Annotated in this window: 18 protein-coding genes, 1 tRNA gene and 1 other RNA gene; 8 read left to right on the plus strand and 12 right to left on the minus strand. The window is 71.6% G+C overall.

Annotated elements, in window-relative coordinates; translation table 11 throughout:
• Nucleotides 1-5: 5 nt before the first annotated feature.
• Complete coding sequence (locus AC1DZA_RS12390; RefSeq protein WP_476772966.1) at nucleotides 6-875, minus strand: sigma-70 family RNA polymerase sigma factor; 870 nt, start codon at nucleotides 873-875, stop codon at nucleotides 6-8.
• 77 nt (nucleotides 876-952) lie between these two features.
• Here AC1DZA_RS12390 and AC1DZA_RS12395 point away from each other — a divergent pair, with 77 nt between their 5' ends.
• Nucleotides 953-1,744, plus strand: a complete 792-nt coding sequence (locus AC1DZA_RS12395) for an SDR family oxidoreductase (protein ID WP_476772967.1) — start codon at nucleotides 953-955, stop codon at nucleotides 1,742-1,744.
• Between the two features lie 15 nt (nucleotides 1,745-1,759).
• On the opposite strand, the gene AC1DZA_RS12400 is transcribed toward AC1DZA_RS12395, so the two are convergent.
• Nucleotides 1,760-2,524 carry a hypothetical protein gene (locus AC1DZA_RS12400; protein ID WP_476772968.1) on the minus strand — a complete coding sequence of 255 codons (765 nt, stop codon included), beginning with the start codon at nucleotides 2,522-2,524 and terminating at the stop codon, nucleotides 1,760-1,762.
• A gap of 102 nt (nucleotides 2,525-2,626) precedes the next feature.
• Here AC1DZA_RS12400 and AC1DZA_RS12405 point away from each other — a divergent pair, with 102 nt between their 5' ends.
• Complete coding sequence (locus AC1DZA_RS12405) at nucleotides 2,627-4,438, plus strand: bifunctional 3'-5' exonuclease/DNA polymerase (RefSeq protein ID WP_476772969.1); 1,812 nt, start codon at nucleotides 2,627-2,629, stop codon at nucleotides 4,436-4,438.
• On the opposite strand, the gene AC1DZA_RS12410 is transcribed toward AC1DZA_RS12405, so the two are convergent.
• The gene (locus tag AC1DZA_RS12410; RefSeq protein ID WP_476772970.1) at nucleotides 4,420-5,088 is read right to left on the minus strand and encodes a PadR family transcriptional regulator; all 669 of its coding nucleotides are present in this window, start codon (nucleotides 5,086-5,088) and stop codon (nucleotides 4,420-4,422) included. The genes AC1DZA_RS12405 and AC1DZA_RS12410 overlap by 19 nt on opposite strands.
• Before the next feature lie 213 nt (nucleotides 5,089-5,301).
• On the opposite strand from AC1DZA_RS12410, the gene AC1DZA_RS12415 reads away from it, so the two are divergent.
• Nucleotides 5,302-5,823 carry a DUF3145 domain-containing protein gene (locus AC1DZA_RS12415; RefSeq protein ID WP_309978435.1) on the plus strand — a complete coding sequence of 174 codons (522 nt, stop codon included), beginning with the start codon at nucleotides 5,302-5,304 and terminating at the stop codon, nucleotides 5,821-5,823.
• A 149-nt stretch (nucleotides 5,824-5,972) separates the two neighbouring features.
• Here AC1DZA_RS12415 and AC1DZA_RS12420 read toward each other — a convergent pair whose 3' ends face one another.
• The 6 genes from AC1DZA_RS12420 to aceE form a co-directional block, all read right to left on the minus strand.
• Entirely contained in the window at nucleotides 5,973-7,208 is a 1,236-nt protein-coding gene (locus tag AC1DZA_RS12420) for a beta-ketoacyl-[acyl-carrier-protein] synthase family protein (protein ID WP_476772971.1), read from the minus strand.
• A gap of 84 nt (nucleotides 7,209-7,292) precedes the next feature.
• A complete protein-coding gene (locus AC1DZA_RS12425) occupies nucleotides 7,293-7,541 on the minus strand; it encodes an acyl carrier protein (RefSeq protein ID WP_056731598.1) in 249 nt (82 codons plus the stop codon).
• Nucleotides 7,542-7,607: 66 nt separating this feature from the next.
• A complete protein-coding gene (locus AC1DZA_RS12430; protein WP_476763523.1) occupies nucleotides 7,608-8,612 on the minus strand; it encodes a beta-ketoacyl-ACP synthase III in 1,005 nt (334 codons plus the stop codon).
• Nucleotides 8,613-8,637: 25 nt separating this feature from the next.
• Entirely contained in the window at nucleotides 8,638-9,558 is a 921-nt protein-coding gene (locus tag AC1DZA_RS12435) for an ACP S-malonyltransferase (protein WP_476772972.1), read from the minus strand.
• Nucleotides 9,559-9,669: 111 nt separating this feature from the next.
• A complete protein-coding gene (locus AC1DZA_RS12440; RefSeq protein WP_476772973.1) occupies nucleotides 9,670-10,881 on the minus strand; it encodes a PucR family transcriptional regulator in 1,212 nt (403 codons plus the stop codon).
• Between the two features lie 11 nt (nucleotides 10,882-10,892).
• Complete coding sequence (gene aceE / locus AC1DZA_RS12445) at nucleotides 10,893-13,619, minus strand: pyruvate dehydrogenase (acetyl-transferring), homodimeric type (RefSeq protein ID WP_476772974.1); 2,727 nt, start codon at nucleotides 13,617-13,619, stop codon at nucleotides 10,893-10,895.
• A 171-nt stretch (nucleotides 13,620-13,790) separates the two neighbouring features.
• Between aceE and AC1DZA_RS12450 the strand changes: the two genes are divergently transcribed.
• Entirely contained in the window at nucleotides 13,791-14,246 is a 456-nt protein-coding gene (locus AC1DZA_RS12450; protein ID WP_476763216.1) for a peroxiredoxin, read from the plus strand.
• A gap of 48 nt (nucleotides 14,247-14,294) precedes the next feature.
• Here the strand turns inward: AC1DZA_RS12450 and AC1DZA_RS12455 are convergent, their stop codons facing one another.
• Nucleotides 14,295-15,002, minus strand: coding sequence for a hypothetical protein (locus tag AC1DZA_RS12455; protein ID WP_476763215.1), 708 nt, complete (start codon nucleotides 15,000-15,002; stop codon nucleotides 14,295-14,297).
• Between the two features lie 75 nt (nucleotides 15,003-15,077).
• On the opposite strand from AC1DZA_RS12455, the gene AC1DZA_RS12460 reads away from it, so the two are divergent.
• The 4 genes from AC1DZA_RS12460 (at nucleotide 15,078) to rnpB (ending at nucleotide 17,203) form a co-directional block, all read left to right on the plus strand.
• Nucleotides 15,078-15,153 (plus strand) — tRNA-Val (locus tag AC1DZA_RS12460).
• Nucleotides 15,154-15,197: 44 nt separating this feature from the next.
• Nucleotides 15,198-16,016 (plus strand): Nif3-like dinuclear metal center hexameric protein, encoded by an 819-nt coding sequence (locus AC1DZA_RS12465; protein WP_476772975.1) that lies wholly within the window; start codon nucleotides 15,198-15,200, stop codon nucleotides 16,014-16,016.
• A gap of 37 nt (nucleotides 16,017-16,053) precedes the next feature.
• The gene (locus AC1DZA_RS12470; protein WP_476772976.1) at nucleotides 16,054-16,791 is read left to right on the plus strand and encodes a zinc ribbon domain-containing protein; all 738 of its coding nucleotides are present in this window, start codon (nucleotides 16,054-16,056) and stop codon (nucleotides 16,789-16,791) included.
• Between the two features lie 34 nt (nucleotides 16,792-16,825).
• Nucleotides 16,826-17,203, plus strand: an RNA gene (gene rnpB / locus AC1DZA_RS12475) — RNase P RNA component class A.
• A gap of 3 nt (nucleotides 17,204-17,206) precedes the next feature.
• Here the strand turns inward: rnpB and ppgK are convergent.
• Both ppgK and map read right to left on the minus strand, forming a co-directional pair.
• The gene (gene ppgK, locus AC1DZA_RS12480) at nucleotides 17,207-17,959 is read right to left on the minus strand and encodes a polyphosphate--glucose phosphotransferase (RefSeq protein WP_309978461.1); all 753 of its coding nucleotides are present in this window, start codon (nucleotides 17,957-17,959) and stop codon (nucleotides 17,207-17,209) included.
• 34 nt (nucleotides 17,960-17,993) lie between these two features.
• Nucleotides 17,994-18,857: a type I methionyl aminopeptidase gene (gene map / locus AC1DZA_RS12485; RefSeq protein ID WP_476772977.1), complete on the minus strand. Its 864-nt coding sequence runs from the start codon at nucleotides 18,855-18,857 to the stop codon at nucleotides 17,994-17,996.
• Between the last annotated feature and the right edge of the window lie 4 nt (nucleotides 18,858-18,861).

Raw genomic sequence — 18,861 nt, forward strand, 5'->3', positions numbered from 1 at the left:
TACTGTCAAGAGATATAGAGTGAGACATCGAGGCCCTCCAAACGGGCAGGGTCCGCGAGCACGTCGAGCCCGACGATCCGGTCGCCGTCGAGCTCGAACGCCATGATCGAGACGACCCGGCCGTGCATGATGGCCGCGACGCCGGGTCGGCCGTCGATGAGGACGGGCGTCGAGTGCGCAGCCAACCGCCCGGCGAGCACCGCCTGTCCGGCGATGGCCTGGGCGCCCTCGACCAGTTGCACGGTGCTGCCGTAGTCGGCACGCAACACGGCGCCGTCGTCGAGGAGTTCCAGCAGGGCCCGCACGTCGCCGTCACGCGCGGCGACGAGCCAGGCATCCACGATGCGCCGGCCTCGGTCGCGATCCGGACGGGCCGGGCTCTCGGCGCCGCGCACCCGGCGACGCGCTCGAGACGCGAGCTGGCGCGCCGCCTCGGGGGAGCGGTCGAGCACGTCGGCCACTTCGTCGAAGGAGCGGCCGAACACGTCGTGGAGCACGAGCGCGATGCGTTCGGCAGGGCTGAGGGTCTCGAGCAGCACGAGCAGCGCCACGCTCACCTGGTCGCTTCGTGCCACGAGCTCCGCCGGATCGGCTTCGAGCGCCACGGGCTCGTCCCGCCACGGCTCGACCTGCCACGAGTGCTCGCGCTTCCGGCGCGGGGCGCGGAGCAGGTCGAGGCTCACGCGCGAGACCACGGTCGTCAGCCAGGCCTCGAGATTCTCGATGCCGTCGACGTCCACGCGCTCGAGTCGGAGCCAGGTCTCCTGCACGGCATCATCGGCGTCGGCGGGGGAGCCGAGCAGCCGTGTCGCGATGGCGTGCAGCCGGGGCCGCTCGGTCTCGAACCGGCGGGCCAACATCCTTCGGTCGGTCATGTCACATCTCCTCGAGGTCGTTCGTCGTGATGTCGACGAGGGAACGCCCTCGGTTGTGACACGGGAGGAACACCATCATGAACGCACCTCTGCTCGTGACGGGCGGGACCGGCACCATCGGCCGCCGCGTCGTCCCACTGCTTCGCGAGGCGGGCCGCGACCTCCGCATCCTCACCCGCCACCCGCGTGAGGCGGCGCCCGGCATCCATCATGTCGAAGGCGATACCGTCGCCGGACGCGGACTCGCCGCAGCACTCGACGGCGTGGAGGTCGTCCTCCCCCTGGCCGGCGGTGCGAAGGGCGACGACGTCGCGGCGCGGAACCTCGCCGCTGCGGCTCGCGATGCCGGCGTGCGTCACCTCATCCTGATCTCGGTGATCGGCGCCGACAGGATGCCGATCGGCTACTTCCGCGCCAAGGCGGAGGCGGAGCGGGCGATCGCCGGATCCGGCGTGCCGTGGTCGGTGCTCCGCGCCGCACAGCTCCACGACTTCGTCCTCCCGGTGGTGGGTGGCATGGCCAAGCTGCCCCTCCTTCCCGTGCCCGGCGGCCTCCGGTTCGAGCCTGTCGACGTCGGCGACGTCGCCGCGCGCCTCGCAGGGATCGCTCTCGGCCGCCCCGCCGGGCGCGTTGCGGACCTGGCCGGACCCGAGGTCCTGGACATCCCGCAGCTCGCCGCCGCACTCGTGGACGCGAAGGGCGGACGGATGCGCCGCCGCCTTCCGATCCGGATGCCGGGAGCCGTCGGTCGTGCCTATCGTGACGGCGCCAACCTCGCGGGCGACGACGCGCAGCGTGGCAGCGTCACGTGGCGCGAGTTCCTCGCCGCGCAGGGCTCGACGCCCCGCGCAGCGACGACCTCGCGGTGAGCCCGGCGGCGGTCGTCATTCCGCCCGGTGCGCCGGTGCGACGACGAGCGCATCGACGGCCTCGTCGCCGCGGAGCTCCCGCATGCGTGCGACCACCGCGTCGATCACGGTCGGGCCGAGTGCGCGGCACACGATGCTGTTCGCGTTGATGGCCTCGAGCCCGCCGGCGCGGATGCGGATGACCTCCCAGCCCACCTCGGCGAGCGCCTCGTCCTTCTCCACGTCGGAGCCCTGCTTCAGGCCGCTGTGGGCCCGTCGGGAGCGCCCCGGGTCGTCGTACTCGATCGCGATGCGCAGCTGCGGCACGAGGATGTCGGGCCAGACCTCCTGGCGTCCGTAGAACGTGCGCGCGATGCGCACCGCGTTGACGCCGTGGTGGAGCCGGATGCGTTCGGCCAGCAGCATCCGGAGCCGCTGCTCGGTCTGCGACGTGCGCGTGCGCAGTCCCGGATTCATGTAGGCCAACCCGGCCTCCCGAACGGAGCTCGGGCCGGCCGCGTTGGTGCCGCACTTCGGACATCCGGGTCCGGTGAGCACCTCGCGCACCGAGGCCGTGTAGCGATCGTGGCCGCGAGCGCACCGCCAGTCGTATGCGGCGCCCACGCGCGTCTCGTGGGCGAGCGCGCGTCGTTGCGCCGGAGCGACCCGGCCGAGCAGCTCGCCGCGGCTGCGATGCGTCTCGTCGATGAGCATGCAGAGCGGGCACACGCGGCCGAGCCGCACCGCGCCCGGATCGTCGACGCCGGCACCGTGCCCGCACCGGAAGCTCACCGCGACCATGCTCGCCCGTCTCGCCGTTCCATGGCTCCATCGTGACGGTCGCCGCCGACATCGGCGTGCGCGTGAGTCGGTCATGTCACCGGCGCCCACGAGAATGGGGAGGTGCAGGTGGTCGTCGCAGCGGGGGAGTCGGGTCGCGTCGTCCTCATCGACCCCGACCGTCGGTCGGAGCCGATCGCGGTCGGCGGCGACGAGAACCTGCCCGAGGTGATGCGCCGGCTCGAGGCCGAGCATCGTCCGCGCTGGGTGTGGGTCGACGCGCGTGCCTCCTATCCGGTGCTGCTCGATGCCGGAGTGCGGGTCGAGCGCTGCCACGACCTTCGGCTGTGCGCGGCGATCCTCGACCATGCGGTGGCCACCGAACAGGCGAGGTCGAGCGGGCGATATCCCCGTCCCGACTGGATGCCGGCCGGCCCCGCGGAGGCCGGGTCCGACGTCGGCGGCCAACCACGCCCCTCGCCCGCGGGCGCCGCTCACAGCGCGCTCTTCGACCTCGACGCACTGAGCGGGCTCGACGCACCCGCCGAGGCGGTCGCCGCCCCGACGACGGCGCCTCGCGTCGCGCCGACCGGCCGGCCCGCGGCGGGGGCCGTCTTCGACGAGCTCGCGCGCCAGCTCGCCCTCGTCGAGGCGAGCGACGATCCGAGCGCCCTGCGCCTGCTGCTCGCGGCCGAGTCCGCCGGGGCGCTGATCGCCCTCGAGATGCGCGCGGCCGGGCTGCCGTGGAACCGCACGGTGCACGAGGGCGTCCTCGAGGCCGAACTCGGCCCGCGGCCGTCCCAGGGACGGAAGCCGGCGCGCATGGACCAGCTCGCCGCGCGGGTGCGGCTCGACCTGGGGGCACCTGGCCTGAACCTCGACTCGCAGGTCGACCTCCTCCGTGCCATCAGGGGAGCCGGCATCCAGGTCGATTCCACGTCTCGCTGGGAGCTCCGTGAGCACGACCATCCGGCGATCGAACCGCTCATCGCGTACAAGAAGCTCGCCCGCCTGTTGAGCGCGAACGGCTGGTCCTGGCTCGACGAGTGGATCGCCGACGGTCGGTTCCGACCCGAGTACGTGCCGGGCGGCACCGCGACCGGACGGTGGGCGACCTCTGGCGGGGGAGCGCTGCAGCTGCCCAAGAACGTGCGCGCCGCGGTCGTCGCCGACCCTGGATGGACCCTGGTGGTCGCCGACGCCGCGCAGCTCGAGCCGAGGGTGCTCGCCGGAATGGCGCGCGACGAATCGATGGCGACGGCCGGCCGGGGTCGCGACCTCTATCGCGGCCTCGTCGACTCGGGCGTGGTGGCCACGCGCGACGAGGCGAAGATCGCGATCCTCGGTGCCATGTACGGCGCGACCACGGGCGACAGCGGTCGCCTGGTTCCACGACTCGCGCGCGCGTTCCCACGCGCCATGCAGCTCGTCGACCGTGCGGCTCGCGACGGTGAACGCGGTCGCTCCGTCAGCACCCTGCTCGGTCGATCCTCACCGCTGCCGTCCGCCGACTGGCGGGCGGTGCAGTCTCGTGCGAGCCAGCCCGACGCGACCGCTGCCGACGAACGCCGTGCCCGATCCTCGGCCAGGGACTGGGGGCGCTTCACGCGCAACTTCGTGGTGCAGGGGAGCGCCGCCGAGTGGTCGCTGTGCTGGATGGCGGCGTTGCGGGGGCGCCTGGCCGAGATCGGCGCGGGGCCGCCGGCATCCGTGACGCGGGCCACCGCCTCCGGCCCCGTGTTCGAGCGGGCGCCGCACCTCGTGTACTTCCTGCACGACGAGATCATCGTGCACACGCCTCGCGAGCTGGCCGACGAGGTCGCCGCAGCGGTGGAGACGGCCGCGAAGGGTGCCGGCCGGTTGCTGTTCGGCGACTTCCCGGTGGAGTTCCCCCTCGACCTCGCGATCGTCGACAGCTACGCGTCGGCCGGCTGAGGCTCGGAGCCACGGGGCTCGGGCACCCCCTCGGCCGGCCCCCCGGGTCGCCGGCCGCGCTTCGGTCGATCGGTGCTCGGGGCGAAGGGCAGCCGCGCCGTGCCGGCGAGCGAGTCGAGCCAGTCGAGTGCCGCCTCAGTTCGGTGCAGTTCAGCGGATGCCGCGAGCCGGCCGAGTGCAGCCTCGGCACGCCGGGCAGCCGACCCGTCCTCGCCGCTCGCCTCGCGGTCGACGTCCGAGCCGTCGGCCGTGGCCGCAGCCGCCTCGGATGCCTCGACCCGGCGTTGCGCCCACCGCTCGCGCTCGGCCGACACGACGGCCGCGGCATCGCACCCTGGAAGCGACCACGCCACGAGCACCCGGTCGACGGTCTCGTCCCACGGGTCCCCGCCCGCGGCATCCGCCCCACCGAGCCAGGCCGTCGCCGCACCCTCGCCAGCTGCGGTGAGCCGATGCAGCGGCAGGCCGTCGCTCGTCGATCCGGCCGACTCGATGAGCCCCTGCCTGGTGAGCCGTTCGAGCGTCGCGTACGTCTGGCCGACGTTCACCACCCGGCGGCCGCCGGTGCGGACCGTGAGCCCGCCGTGCAGCTGGAAGCCGTACGCCGGTCCGGCGGTGAGCAGTGCGAGCAGTGCATCGCGCACGGCCATGGAGTGCCTCCCTGAGGGATGAGAAACGCTTCACCGAGCATAGTGTTCCGGGCAGCGACCCCGCCGGCGGCGCTCCGGACGGCGCGGAGCCTTGTCCTGCGCGGGATTCCACGGCATAATCGCCCATGACGGCTCGCCGTCCACAATCGAACACTCGCCATCCGGCGGTTCCGAGGTCGTAGGGGAAGACGCACCTCGAGAACGGAGACGGAGATGGCGGAGAAGGTCACGCGGGCCCAGCGCGCCGCGCGAGGCGTGCTGTTCGTGCACTCCTCGCCGCGGGCGCTCTGCCCGCATGTGGAGTGGGCTGCAGGCCGTGCGCTCGGCACGGCGGTGAACTTCGACTGGTCGGAGCAGCCGGTCTATCGCGGGCTCATGCGCGCCGAGTTCTACTGGGAGGGCGAGGCCGGAAGCGGCGCCAAGCTCGCCTCGGCGCTGCGCGGCTGGGAGCAGCTGCGCTTCGAGGTGAGCGAGGATCCGACACCCGGCTCCGACGGTGCCCGCTGGATGCACACGCCCGAGCTCGGCGTGTACTTCGCGCAGACCGACACCGCGGGCAACACCGTCATCCCCGAGGATCGCATCCGCTACGCGATGGAGGTGGCCGGGCACGACACCGTCGAGCTCCACCGCGAGCTCAGGCTGGCGCTCGGCCAGGCCTGGGACGACGAGCTCGAACCCTTCCGCCACGCGAGTGACTTCGCCCCGGTCGTCTGGTTGCACCAGGTGGGCTGAGGCGGCGCGGTCCGCGGGCGGCGTGACGCGAGGTCGGATGTCCCATTCCCGGCGTCGAGTGGAGCGAAACCCGCGGACCATGACGAGAAGACCCCGGCGCTGAACGGCGACCGGGGTCTTCTTATGAGGCTCGCGCCCGCGGCATCCGCTCAGGCGGTGCGGAAGGCTGCGACGGCGTTGTGGCCGCCGAAGCCGAACGAGTTCGAGATCGCGACGACCTCGCCGTCGCCCAGCGCACGCGGCGACGTGACGACGTCGAGCGGGATCTCAGGGTCCTGCTCGGTCAGGTTGATCGTGGGCGGCGCGGTGCGCTCGTGCAGTGCGAGCACCGTGAAGAGCGCCTCGATCGCGCCGGCACCGCCGAGCAGGTGCCCGGTGGACGCCTTCGTCGCGGTGACGGCGATGCCGTCGAGCGCGTCGCCGAAGACGCGACGGAGCGCGTTGTACTCGGCGATGTCGCCCACGGGCGTGCTCGTGGCGTGCGCGTTGATGTGCTGCACGTCGGCGAGGGACGCCCCGGCACCCTCGATGGCCGCCTTCATCGCGCGCGCCGCCGCCGAACCCTCGGGGTCGGGGGCGGTGATGTGGTACGCGTCGCTCGTGACCGCGCCGCCGAGCAGCTCGGCGTAGATGCGCGCGCCGCGGGCCTTGGCGTGCTCCTCGGTCTCGACGACGAGCGCCGCGGCGCCTTCCCCGAGCACGAAGCCGTCGCGGCCGAGATCGTAGGGGCGCGAGGCGATGGCCGGCTCGTCGTTGCGGCGCGACAGCGCCTGCATCGACGCGAAGGCGGCGATGGGCAGCGGGTGGATCGCGGCCTCCGAGCCGCCGGCGATCACGACGTCGGCGAGCCCCGCCTGCAGGTGGTCGTAGGCGTTCACGAGGGCCTCGGTGCTCGACGCGCACGCCGAGACGACCGTGCGGATGCCGGCGCGGGCGTGCAGGTCCATGCCGATCGCGGCGCCCGGGCCGTTCGGCATGAGCATCGGCACCGTCATGGGCAGCACGCGACGCGGGCCGCGCTCGCGCAGCGTGTCCCAGGCGTCGAGCAGGGTCCAGACTCCGCCGATGCCCGTCGACCAGTCGACGGCGAGTCGCTCGGGGGCGACCTCGGGCGCGCCCGCGTCCGCCCAGGCCTCACGGCCGGCGATGAGGGCGAACTGGCTCGAGGGGTCGAGGCGCTTGAGCTCGTGGCGCTCGAGCACGTCGGACGACGGGACCTTGGCGGTCGCCGCGAAGGTCACTGGCAGTTCGAGCTCGGCGACCCATTCCTGCTCGAGGGTGCGCGCACCGGACTCGCCCGCGAGCAGGGCGTTCCAGCTGTCGCGCGCGGTGCCGCCGAGCGGCGAGGTCGCGCCGATGCCGGTGATCACGATCTTCTTGGTCATAACGAAAGCACTCCGTGGATTGGAGGAAACAGGCTGCGTGATCGGGCGGGCGGCACGGGTGCGTGGCGCCCGCCCGAGCAGCGACTAGGCCTGGGCCTTGACGATGAAGTCGACGGCGTCGCCGACGGTCTTCAGGTTCTTCACCTCTTCGTCGGGGATCTTGACGTCGAACTTCTCCTCGGCGTTGACGACGATCGTCATCATCGAGATCGAGTCGATGTCGAGGTCATCCGTGAACGACTTGTCCAGCTCAACCGTGTCGGTCGCAATGCCGGTCTCGTCGTTGATGAGCTCGGCCAGGCCGGCAAGCACTTCTTCGGTGGACAATGCCATTGGTTCTTCTCCTTGAGGGTGTCTCGTTTGACCGAGAGACAGTCTAGATGGACAGTGGTCGGTGGTTCAGGGGAGAACCACCACTTGGGCGCCGAACACGAGGCCGGCGCCGAAGCCGATCTGGAGGGCGAGGCCCCCCGAGAGTTCCGGATGCTCCGCGAGCAGCCGGTGGGTCGCGAGCGGGATCGACGCCGCCGAGGTGTTGCCGGTCGTCGCGATGTCGCGAGCGATCACGACGGAGTCGGGCAGCTTCAGCTGCTTCGCGAACTCGTCGATGATGCGCATGTTCGCCTGGTGCGGGATGAAGGCGGCGAGGTCGGCGCTGGTCACGCCCGCGGCATCCAGTGCCTGCTTGGCGACCTTGGCCATGTCCCATACGGCCCAGCGGAAGACGGTCTGGCCCTCCTGGCGGAGGGTCGGCCACTCGGCCGTGCCATCGCGGAACTGGGTGAGGGTGCCGTTCATGCCCACGGCGCCGGCCTTGGAGCCGTCGGAGCCCCAGATCGTGCGGGCGATGCCGGGGAAGTCGCTCGGGCCGATGACCACCGCGCCCGCCCCGTCGCCGAGGAGGAACGAGATGGAGCGATCGGTCGGGTCGACGACGTTCGAGAGCTTCTCGGCGCCTACGACGAGGGCATAGTGCGCTCCGCCGGTGCGGATGAGCGCGTCGGCCTGGGCGATGGCATAGGCGTACCCGGCGCAGGCGGCATTCGTGTCGTACGCCGCGGCGGGGTTCGCGCCCACTCGGTCGGCCAGCACGGCTGCGATCGAGGGCGTCTGCTGCACGTTGGAGACCGTCGCGACGACGACCAGGTCGATGAGTTCAGGCGCGACACCCGATTTCTCGATCGCCTCACGTGAGGCATCCGTCGCGAGGTCGAGCGCCTCCACGTCGGCGCCGGCGCGCGTGCGCGTGATGATGCCGGTGCGCTGCTGGATCCACTCGTCGGAGGAGTTGATCGGCCCGACCAGGTCGTCGTTGGGCACGGCGTTCTCGCCGCGTGCGGCGCCGACGGCATAGATGCGGGTGTAGGCGGGTCCGTGCGACTGCTGCAGCGTGGGTTTCGTCATGCTCGGCTTTCTCTTCGCGCCCGGTTCAGGCGGCCTGCTCGATGAGCTCGATCGCGGCCGGGAGGTCGTCGGGCGTCTTCACGGCGACCGTCGGAACCCCCTTGAGCCCGCGCTTGGCGAGGCCGACGAGTGCGCCGGCGGGGGCGACCTCGATGAGGCCGGTGATGCCGGCTGCGGCGAACGACTCCATGCAGAGGTCCCAGCGCACCGGCGACGAGACCTGGCCCACCAGGAGGTCGACGAACGCCGAGCCCGAGGTGACGAAGCTGCCGTCGCGGTTGGTCCAGAGGGTGATCCCGGGGTCGGAAACGTCGTGGTCGGCGGCGACCGCGGTGAGGCGCTCGACGGCCGGACGCATGTAGCGGGTGTGGAAGGCTCCGGCGACCTGCAGGGGGATGACCCGCGCCCCGGCGGGCGGCTCGGCCTTGAGCTGCTCGAGGGCGTCGAGCGCCCCCGCGACGACGATCTGGCCGCCGCCGTTGTAGTTCGCCGGTTCGAGACCGAGCTCGTCGAGCCGCGCGATCAGTGCCGACTCGTCGCCACCCAGGACGGCGCTCATGCCGGTCGGCGCCAGGGCTGCGGCATCCGCCATCGCCCGGCCGCGCTCGGCGACGAAGTGCATGGCATCGGCGTCGGCGAGCACTCCGGCGCCCGCCGCGGCCGTGATCTCGCCGACCGAGTGGCCGGCGATGCCGCCGATGCGGTCGCGGCGCCCGTCGGCGAGCAGGCGCTCCAGTGTCAGGAGGCCGGCGGCGACGATGAGGGGCTGCGCGATGGCCGTGTCACGGATGGTGTCGGCGTCGCTCTGCGTGCCGTGGGTCGCCAGGTCGACGCCGGCCGCCTCCGAGTATCCGGCGAGGCGTTCCGCGGAAGCGGAGTCGGCCAGCCAGGGCGCGAGGAAACCGGGGGTCTGCGAGCCCTGTCCAGGGCAGACGACGACGATCACGCTCTCTAGTCTGTCAAGGTCGCGTGGGGCGCGTGTGTGACGATGCCACAAGCTCTCGTCGAAAGCCTTGTGCGTGGCCGACATGCGTCACGGCTGGCGACGCGTGGCGGGTCAGCTTGGACGGCGTCGAGGCTGGTGCTCGTGGTCGCTCATGGAGCCGATGATGAGGGCCGATTGCAGGATCAGCGCTTCGCGCGCTCCGGTCGCGTCCCACCCGATCACGTCGGACACGCGCTTCAGGCGGTACCGCACGGTGTTGGGGTGCACGAACAGCTCACGGGCCGTGGCCTCGAGCGACCGGCCGTTGTCGAGGTAGCTCCAGAGCGTGGTGAGGAGCTCGGTCGAGTGGGCCTGCAACGGGCGGTAGATGCGGTGCACCAACGTCGCGCGGGCGAGCGGGTCGCCGGCGAGCGCACGCTCGGGCAGCAGGTCGTCGGCGTGCACCGGCCGCGGCGCGTGCCGCCACGACCTCGCCACGGCGAAGCCCGCGAGCGCCGCCTTCGCGCTCTTCGAGGCGTCGACCAGGTTGGGCACCTCATGCCCGAGGACGAGGTGCCCCGGCCCGAAGTGCGGCTCCAGTTGGGTCGCCATCTCCATGAACGTGAGTGCGGCCGACGTGCCGATGGTCTCCTCCGGCTCGGATCCGAGCGGGTCGGAGCGCCCGATCACGAGCACGAGCCGGTTGCCCTGCACGCCGATGAGCACGTCGGCGTGCATGTGCCGGGCGGCGCGGCGCACGTGGTCGACGTCAAGCTGCTTCGGCGCCGTGCCCACGAGCACCGCGACTTCGCCGTGCCCGTGCCAGCCGAGCGCCGCGATGCGGCTCGGCAGCTCGTCGTCGTACTCGCCCGAGAGGATCGAGTCGACGACGAGCGCCTCGAGACGCGCATCCCACAGCCCGCGCGCCTCGGCCGCCCGGGCGTAGACGTCGGCGGCGGCGAAGGCGATCTCGCGCGAATACAGGAGGATCGCCTCGCGGAGCGGCTCGCTGCCGTCCTTCACGCGATCCTCGACGACCTCGACGGTCACCCGGATGAGCTGCAACGTCTGCTGGAGGCTCACCGAGCGGAGCAGCTCACGGGGAGCAGCGCCGAAGACGTCGGCGGCGATCCACGGGGTCGAGCGAGGGTCGTCGAACCACGAGATGAACGAGGAGATGCCCGCCTGGGCGACGAGGCCCACGGCCGACCGGCGGCTCGGGGGCATGTCGCCGTACCACGGCAGCGTGTCCTCGAGGCGCTTGAGCGTCTGGGTGGCGAGCTCGCCCGCGATGGTCCGCAACCACGCGAGCGTCTCCGCCTTCGTCTTGGGCTTCGTCGCCACCTCGTCGCCCGCTAGCTCTCGCCGCCGGCCGATCCGGTGGTGCCGGCGTTCACGTCGTGGAGCCGGTACTTCGCGATGGCCTGCGCCGGGAGCGAGCGGTCGACCTCACCGCGATCCGCGAGCAGTTCGAGCGTGCGCACCACCACCGACGGGCCGTCGATCGTGAAGAAGCGTCGCGCCGCGGGGCGGGTGTCCGAGAAGCCGAACCCATCGGCGCCGAGCGTGGCGTAGTCACCGGGCACGTACGCGCGGATCTGATCGGGCACCGCGTGCATGTAGTCGGACACCGCGACGAACGGGCCCCGCACGCCCGAGAGCTTCTGCGTCAGGTAGGCCGAGCGGCGCTCGGCATCGGGGTTCAGGAAGTTGTGCTCGTCGGCGGCCAGGCCGTCGCGACGGAGCTCCGTCCAGCTGGTGACCGACCACACGTCGGCCGACACGCCCCAGTCGTTCGCGAGCAGCTCCTGCGCCTCGACGATCCACGGCACGGCCACGCCCGAGGCGAGCAGCTGCGCCTTGGGGCCCTGCACCGGCGACTCGGAGAGGCGGTGGATGCCGCGGACGATGCCCTCGACGTCGGTGCCTTCGGGCTCGGCGGGCTGCACGATCGGCTCGTTGTAGACCGTGAGGTAGTACATGACGTTGGGGTCGGGGTGGGTGCCGCCGTACATCCGGTCGAGCCCCGCCCGCACGATGTGGCCGATCTCGTAGCCGTAGGCCGGGTCGTACGAGACGACCGCAGGGTTCGTGGAGGCGAGGAGCAGCGAGTGCCCGTCGGCGTGCTGGAGGCCCTCGCCGGTGAGCGTGGTGCGACCCGCCGTTGCGCCGATCATGAAGCCGCGCGCCATCTGGTCGCCGGCCGCCCAGATGGCGTCACCGGTGCGCTGGAACCCGAACATCGAGTAGAAGACGTAGATCGGGATCAGCGGCTCGCCCTGCGTCGAGTACGACGTGCCGACGTTGGTGAACGCGGCGAGTGCGCCCGCCTCGTTGATGCCGACGTGCACGATCTGGCCCTGCGGGCTCTCCTTGTAGGCGAGCAGCAGTTCGCGGTCGACCGAGGTGTAGTGCTGGCCGTTCGGGTTGTAGATCTTCGCGTTCGGGAAGAACGCGTCCATGCCGAACGTGCGGGCCTCGTCGGGGATGATCGGCACGATGCGGTTGCCGAAGTCCTTCGCCCGCATGAGGTCCTTCAGGAGCCGGACGAACGCCATGGTCGTGGCGATCTCCTGCGTGCCCGAGCCCTTCTTCGCGATCGCGTAGGCCGAGTCGTCGGGCAGCGTGATCGCGGTGTGGTTCGTGCGCCGCTCGGGCAGGTAGCCGCCCAGTTCGCGACGGCGCTCGTGGAGGTACTGGATCGCCTCGTCCTGCTCACCCGGGTGGTAGTACGGCGGCAGGTAGGGGTTCTCCTCGAGCTGCGCGTCGCTGATGGGGATGCGCATCGCGTCGCGGAAGGTCTTGAGGTTGTCGAGCGTCATCTTCTTCATCTGGTGGGTCGCGTTGCGGCCCTCGAAGCTCGGACCGAGGCCGTAGCCCTTGATGGTCTTGGCGAGGATGACGGTGGGCTGGCCCTTGTGCTCGGTCGCGGCCTTGAACGCGGCGTAGACCTTGCGGTAGTCGTGGCCGCCGCGCTTCAGGTTCCAGATCTGCTCGTCGGAGAGGTCCTTCACGAGCTCGAGCGCACGCGGGTCGCGCCCGAAGAAGTTCTCGCGCACGTAGGCGCCGGACTCGGCCTTGTACGTCTGGTAGTCGCCGTCGGGCGTGACGTTCATGAGGTTGCGGAGGGCGCCGTCGTGGTCGCGCGCGAGCAGGTCGTCCCACTCGCGGCCCCAGACCACCTTGATGACGTTCCAGCCGGCGCCGCGGAAGAAGCTCTCGAGCTCCTGGATGATCTTGCCGTTGCCGCGCACCGGGCCGTCGAGCCGCTGGAGGTTGCAGTTGATGACGAAGGTCAGGTTGTCGAGGCCCTCGTTCGCGGCGACCTGCAGCTGCCCGCGGCTCTCGACCTCGTCCATCTCGCCGTCGCCGAGGAACGCCCAGACGTGCTGGTCGGAGGCGTCCTTGATGCCGCGGTTGGTGAGGTACTTGTTGAGCTGCGCCTGGTAGATCGCGTTGATGGGGCCGAGGCCCATCGACACGGTCGGGAACTGCCAGAAGTCGGGCATGAGGCGTGGGTGCGGGTACGACGAGAGGCCGTTGGGCGCATGCGACTTCTCCTGCCGGAACCCGTCGAGCTGGTCGGCACTGAGCCGGCCCTCGAGGAACGCGCGGGCGTACGTGCCGGGGGAGGCGTGCCCCTGGATGAAGATCTGGTCGCCGCCACCGGGGTGGTCCTGGCCGCGGAAGAAGTGGTTGAAGCCCACCTCGTAGAGCGCGGCGGACGACGCGTACGTCGAGATGTGGCCACCGACGGCGATGCCGGGCCGCTGCGCGCGGTGCACGAGCATGGCGGCGTTCCAGCGGATCCACGCGCGGTAGCGGCGCTCGACCTCCTCGTCGCCCGGGAACTCGGGCTCGTTCTCGGGCGCGATCGTGTTGAGGTAGTCGGTCGTGGGGACCATCGGCACGCCGAGGTGCAGCTCCTTCGAGCGCTTCAGCAGGCTGAGCATGATCTCGCGCGCCCGCTGGTGCCCCTTCTCCGCGACGAGTGCGTCGAGGGATTCAGCCCATTCGAAGGTCTCCTCGGGATCGGAGTCCATCGCCTCGACCGAGTAGGGGTCCTGGTCGTTGACAGTCACACTCGACCTCTCTCTTCAGCAGATCATGCCTGCGGTGTGGGGGCGTGCGCACGACGGAGGGACCGGATCACGGTCGCGTGGCACCACGCCATCCTAGTGATTCTATGCCCCGTGCGTCGGGGCTAGGCTGGGCGCCGTCGAAGCCGCACGAACCCCGGGAGCCAGACGACGATGATCCTCCAGCCCGGCACGGTCGCCCCCGACTTCTCGCTCCGCAACCAGTTCGGGCAAGCGGTGTCCCTCTCGGCGTTCCGGGGTGTCACGCCGGTGACGCTCGTGTTCTTCCCGCTCGCGTTCTCACGCACGTGCCAGGGCGAACTCTGCGAGCTCCGCGACCACCCCGAGCTGTTCCGCACCGCCCGCACGGAGCTGCTGGGCATCTCCGTCGACTCGAAGCACGCGCTTCGCGCCTGGGCCGAGGAGCAGTCCTACGACTTCCCGCTCCTCTCGGACTTCTGGCCGCACGGCGAGGTGGCACGGTCGTACGGTGCGTTCCTCGACGAACCCGGCTACGCCGCGCGAGCGACGTTCGTGATCGGCGTCGACGGCGTCATCCGTGCGAGCTTCGCCACCGGACCGGGGGAGCCTCGGTCGCTCGAGCAGTATCGCGCGGCGCTCGAGGCCTGACGCGACGGGGCCCGCGACACGACAGTGAGCGGATGCCGCGGCATCCGCTCACGCGCCGGTGTCGAGGATTCCCACCGAGCGGGCGATGACGAGCGCGAGGATCACGAAGCCGCCGAAGGCCTGCAGTCCCATGAGCAGCTTGACGCGTTGCGAGAGCGGCATGGCGTCGCTCGCGCTGAACGCCATCGAGTTCGACAGCGACGTGTAGAAGTAGTCGACGAACCTCGGCGTCCAGTCGAGCACCGCGGCGGATCCGGCGGCCACCTCGGCGATCGCGTCGTGGTCCTCGTCCTGCGAGAAGCGGAAGTCGGCGGCGGGCAGCTCCGTGCGCGCCCACGTCGTGCGCACCACGGGTCCGCCGCGGTCGACCTCCCAGTACAGCAGCGCGAACCCGATCACGTTCGCCACCCAGACCTGGAGCGCCGCGAGGAGGAGGCCGGGCGCATCGTGCCGGCCGCTGATGAGCTTGAAGACGAGCAGCACGAGCGCCACCTGGTTGGCGAGCACCAGCAGCAGCGCGAGCGACACCGACACCGCCCGGGTCCAGCCGGTCTCGCGCGTCAGCCGGTGCGGATTCACGATGATGAGCGGCACGAGGAGCGCCAGGCCGGCGCCGACCACGACGAAGCGCAGCGGCCCGATGAGCTCGTTCGGGAGGAAGGCGTACAGCGCCAGGGCGGCGAGCAGGCCTCCCACCGCCGGCCACCGATGCTCGGGCGGTGCCGTGCGGCTCGGATGCTGCGTCCCGGGCTCCATGGGCGTGAGTCTAGGGACGCTCCGCTACCATGGGCATGCGCCGCGCGGCGTGTGCCGCCAGGCCGCTGCGCGTGCGGGCCTTTAGCTCAGTTGGTAGAGCGCCACGTTTACACCGTGGATGTCGTCGGTTCGAGCCCGGCAGGGCCCACCACCGACTCGGCGCCCGCCTCCAGTGCGGGGGATAGGCTGGGGCGCGTGCCAGCCGTTCTCGCCGAGGTCCTGACGACGATCGATCGACTCTGGCCGCTCGGCGGCGCCGAGCCGTGGGACGCGCCGGGGCTCGTCACGGGTGACCCCGACGCACCGGTCGACCGCATCCTGCTCGCCGTCGACGCCGTCGCCGCCACGATCGACGAGGCCGTCGACGCCGAGGCCGACCTCCTCATCGCCCACCACCCGCTGCTCCTCCGCGGGGTCACGAGCATCGCCGAGGACCGCTACAAGGGCGCGCTCCTCGCACGCCTCATCCGCGCCGACTGCGCGCTGGTCGCGGCGCACACGAACGCGGACGTCGTCGAGCAGGGCACCTCCGGGGTGCTCGCGGCACGACTCGGTCTCGTGGACGTGCGCCCCATCGTGCCGGCCGCCGACCCGTCGACCGGCCTCGGCCGCATCGGACGGCTTCCCGAGCCGACGACGCTGGGCCGGCTCGCCAGGCTCCTCGCCGAGCTGCTGCCGCCGACGGCCACGGGGGTCCGCGCCGCCGGGGGCTTCGACGACCGCGTCGAGACCGTGGCGCTCTGCGGCGGCGCCGGCGACTCGCTGCTCGGCGACCCCATCGTGCGTGGTGTCGACGTCTACATCACCGCCGACCTGCGCCACCACCCGGCCTCCGAGGCCCGTGAGCAGGCGCTGCTCGCCGGCGGCCCCGCGCTCCTCGACGTCTCGCACTGGGCCAGCGAATGGCTCTGGCTCGACGCGGCGGCCGCCCAGCTGCGCGAGGCGCACCCGCAGCTCGACGTGCGCGTGAGCGAACTCCGCACCGACCCCTGGGACTTCCAGGTCGTGCAATGATGACCACTTCCACTCCGTCCCCCACGAGGAGCACCACGTGAAGGCCAGCCCAGCCGACCAGCAGGAACTGCTGCGACTCCAGTCCCTCGACACCCGCCTCCAGCAGCTCGCCCACCGGCTGGGGTCGCTGCCCCAGGCCGCGCCGCTCGCCGAGCTCGCCAAGCGCGACACCGCCGTCCGCGGCACGCGCGCCGAGGCCGTCGGCGGGCTCGAGGACGCGCGTGCCGAGCTGAAGCGGCTCGAGTCGGACGTGCAGGTCGTCGAGGCGCGCATCGCCCGCGACGGCGACCGGCTGCAGCACACGTCCTCGACGAAGGATGTCGCGGCGCTCGAGTCCGAGCTCGACTCGCTCGCCAAGCGCCTCTCCGACCTCGAGGACCAGGAGCTCGTCGTCATGGAGAAGGTGGAGACCGCCGAGGCCGTGGTCGCCGGCATCGACGAGGAGCGCGCATCGATCGCGGCCGAGGCGGCGGTGCTCGAGGGACAGCGCGATGAGGCCGCAGCAGGCTTCGCCACCGAACGCGACGCCACCGAGCGCGACCGCGCCGTCGTCGCCGGGAGCATCCCCGCCGACCTGCTCGCCTTCTACGAGCAGCGGCGCACCCGCGGAGGCGGCGTGGGCGCCGCGCTGCTCAGCCAGCGCACCTGCAACGGCTGCACGATCACCCTCACGGGCTCCGATCTGGAGAAGGTCCGCCGCTCGGCTCCCGACGACGTCGTGCAGTGCCCCGAGTGCGACCGCATCCTGGTCCGCACCGACGAGTCCGGTCTCTGATCGTCGGCCGCGGCCTGTAGCCTGAAGGGGCGAGCGGGTCGGCAAGACGGCCGCGTCATCCGGTGCGAACCGGGTGCCGAGGAACGTCCGGGCTCCGCAGGGCAGGACGGTGGGTAACACCCACCCGGGGCAACCCGCGAGACAGTGCCACAGAAAGCAGACCGCCCCGGGCTTCGGCCCGGGGTAAGGGTGAAACGGTGGGGTAAGAGCCCACCAGCGGCCGCGGTGACGCGGCCGGCTCGGTAAACCTCGTCCGGAGCAAGGCCAGACAGGGAACGATGGGGCTGCCCGTCCCGTTCCCGGGTAGGCCGCTGGAGGGCTGCGGCAACGCAGCTCCGAGAGAGATGGCCGTCCAGCCGGTGTCGCGCAAGCGCCCGGTGAACAGAACCCGGCGTATCAGCCGGCCCGCTCGCACCTACCGGATCGCGAGCGCAGCAGCGCCCAGGATGCCCGCGTTGTTGCGGTGCACGGCGGGCACGATCGGCGCGGTGAGCTTCAGCAGCGGCAGGAAGTGCTCGTGGTGCTTCGACACGCCGCCGCCGACCACGAAGAGGTCGGGCGAGAAGATGAACTCGAGGTGCGAGTAGTAGCGTTGGAGGCGCTTCGCCCACTTCTCCCAGCTGAGCGACTCGCGCTCCATCGCGGAGTACGCCGCTCGGCTCTCGGCATCGTGCCCGTCGAGCTCGAGGTGTCCGAGCTCCGAGTTGGGCACGAGCACGCCGTCGTTGATGAGCGCCGATCCGATGCCGGTGCCGAGGGTCGTGAGGATGACGAGCCCCTCGACGCCGACCGCGGCGCCGTAGCGGGATTCGGCGTAGCCGGCGGCATCCGCGTCGTTGATGAAGTGGATGTCGCGGCCGAGCGCCTTCTCGAACATCTCCTCGGCCGGCAGCCCGATCCACTCGCGGGAGATGTTCGCCGCCGAGAGGGTGCGCCCGCCCTTGACGACCGCGGGGAAGCAGACGCCGAGCGGCAGCTTCGTGCCGGTGCGCTGGTCGATCCCCGTGACGAGCTCCTCGGTCGCGGCGAGGATGTCGGCCGGCCGGCCGCCCTCGGGCGTTCGCACCTTCACGCGATCCGTGACGAGCTCTCCGGTGCCGAGGTCGATGACCGCCCCCTTGATGCCCGTGCCGCCGATGTCGATCCCGATCGCGTGGTCCGTCGCCATGCGGCCAGACTATCGCGCGGCCCACGGCCGACGTTCAGGGGAGTGTCAGGATGTCGGCGCCGCGGTCGGTGACCACGAGCGTGTGCTCGAACTGGGCCGTGAGGGCGCGATCGCGGGTGACCACGGTCCAGTCGTCGTCCCAGAGGTCCCAGTCGGTCGTGCCGAGCGTGAGCATCGGCTCGATCGTGAAGACCATGCCCGGCTCCATCACCGTGTCGAACTCGGGCGCGTCGTAGTGGGGGATGATGAGCCCGGTGTGGAACGCGCGCCCGACGCCGTGGCCCGTGTAGTCGCGCACGACGCCGTAGCCGAATCGCTTGGCGTACGCCTCGATCGCTCGGCCGATCACGTTCACCTGGCGGCCGGGGGCGACGGCGCGGATGCCGCGGGCGAGCGCTTCGCGCGTGCGCTCGACGAGCAGCGTCGCCACTTCGGACGCATGCCCGACGAGGAACGTGTGGTTGAGGTCGCCGTGGTAGCCGTCGAGGTAGGCGGTGACGTCGAGGTTCACGAGGTCGCCGTCGTCGAGCACGGTGTCGTCGGGGATGCCGTGGCAGATCACCTCGTTCACCGACGTGCACGACGACTTGGGATAGCCGCGGTAGCCGAGCGTCGACGGGTAGGCGCCGTGGGCGACGACGTAGTCGTGCGCGATGCGGTCGAGCTCGTCGGTCGTCACCCCGGGCCGGATGACCGCCGCCGCCGCCTCGATCGCCCCGGCGGCGATGCGGCCGGCCGCGCGGATCCGCTCGACCTCCCCGGGCGTGTACCAGTCGCCGCCGGCGTTCGGAGCGGGTGCCCGACGCCCGACGTACTCGGGACGGACGATCGACTGGGGCACGGCTCGGATCGGCGAAGGGCGGCCGGGGATCAGGTGGCCGGAGGCGTCCTTGGGCATAGGA

This window comes from Agromyces sp. P2_B3, from assembly GCF_056404815.1.

Coding starts and splice junctions, on each gene's coding strand:
- AC1DZA_RS12415 (WP_309978435.1), top strand. CDS start 5,302: ATGGCGGAGAAGGTCACGCGGGCCCAGCGCGCCGCGCGAGGCGTGCTG.
- AC1DZA_RS12420 (WP_476772971.1), bottom strand. CDS start 7,208: ATGACCAAGAAGATCGTGATCACCGGCATCGGCGCGACCTCGCCGCTC.
- AC1DZA_RS12455 (WP_476763215.1), bottom strand. CDS start 15,002: ATGGAGCCCGGGACGCAGCATCCGAGCCGCACGGCACCGCCCGAGCAT.
- ppgK (WP_309978461.1), bottom strand. CDS start 17,959: ATGGCGACGGACCACGCGATCGGGATCGACATCGGCGGCACGGGCATC.
- AC1DZA_RS12410 (WP_476772970.1), bottom strand. CDS start 5,088: ATGGCCGTGCGCGATGCACTGCTCGCACTGCTCACCGCCGGACCGGCG.
- AC1DZA_RS12395 (WP_476772967.1), top strand. CDS start 953: ATGAACGCACCTCTGCTCGTGACGGGCGGGACCGGCACCATCGGCCGC.
- AC1DZA_RS12390 (WP_476772966.1), bottom strand. CDS start 875: ATGACCGACCGAAGGATGTTGGCCCGCCGGTTCGAGACCGAGCGGCCC.
- AC1DZA_RS12450 (WP_476763216.1), top strand. CDS start 13,791: ATGATCCTCCAGCCCGGCACGGTCGCCCCCGACTTCTCGCTCCGCAAC.
- AC1DZA_RS12430 (WP_476763523.1), bottom strand. CDS start 8,612: ATGACGAAACCCACGCTGCAGCAGTCGCACGGACCCGCCTACACCCGC.
- map (WP_476772977.1), bottom strand. CDS start 18,857: ATGCCCAAGGACGCCTCCGGCCACCTGATCCCCGGCCGCCCTTCGCCG.
- AC1DZA_RS12400 (WP_476772968.1), bottom strand. CDS start 2,524: ATGGTCGCGGTGAGCTTCCGGTGCGGGCACGGTGCCGGCGTCGACGAT.
- AC1DZA_RS12425 (WP_056731598.1), bottom strand. CDS start 7,541: ATGGCATTGTCCACCGAAGAAGTGCTTGCCGGCCTGGCCGAGCTCATC.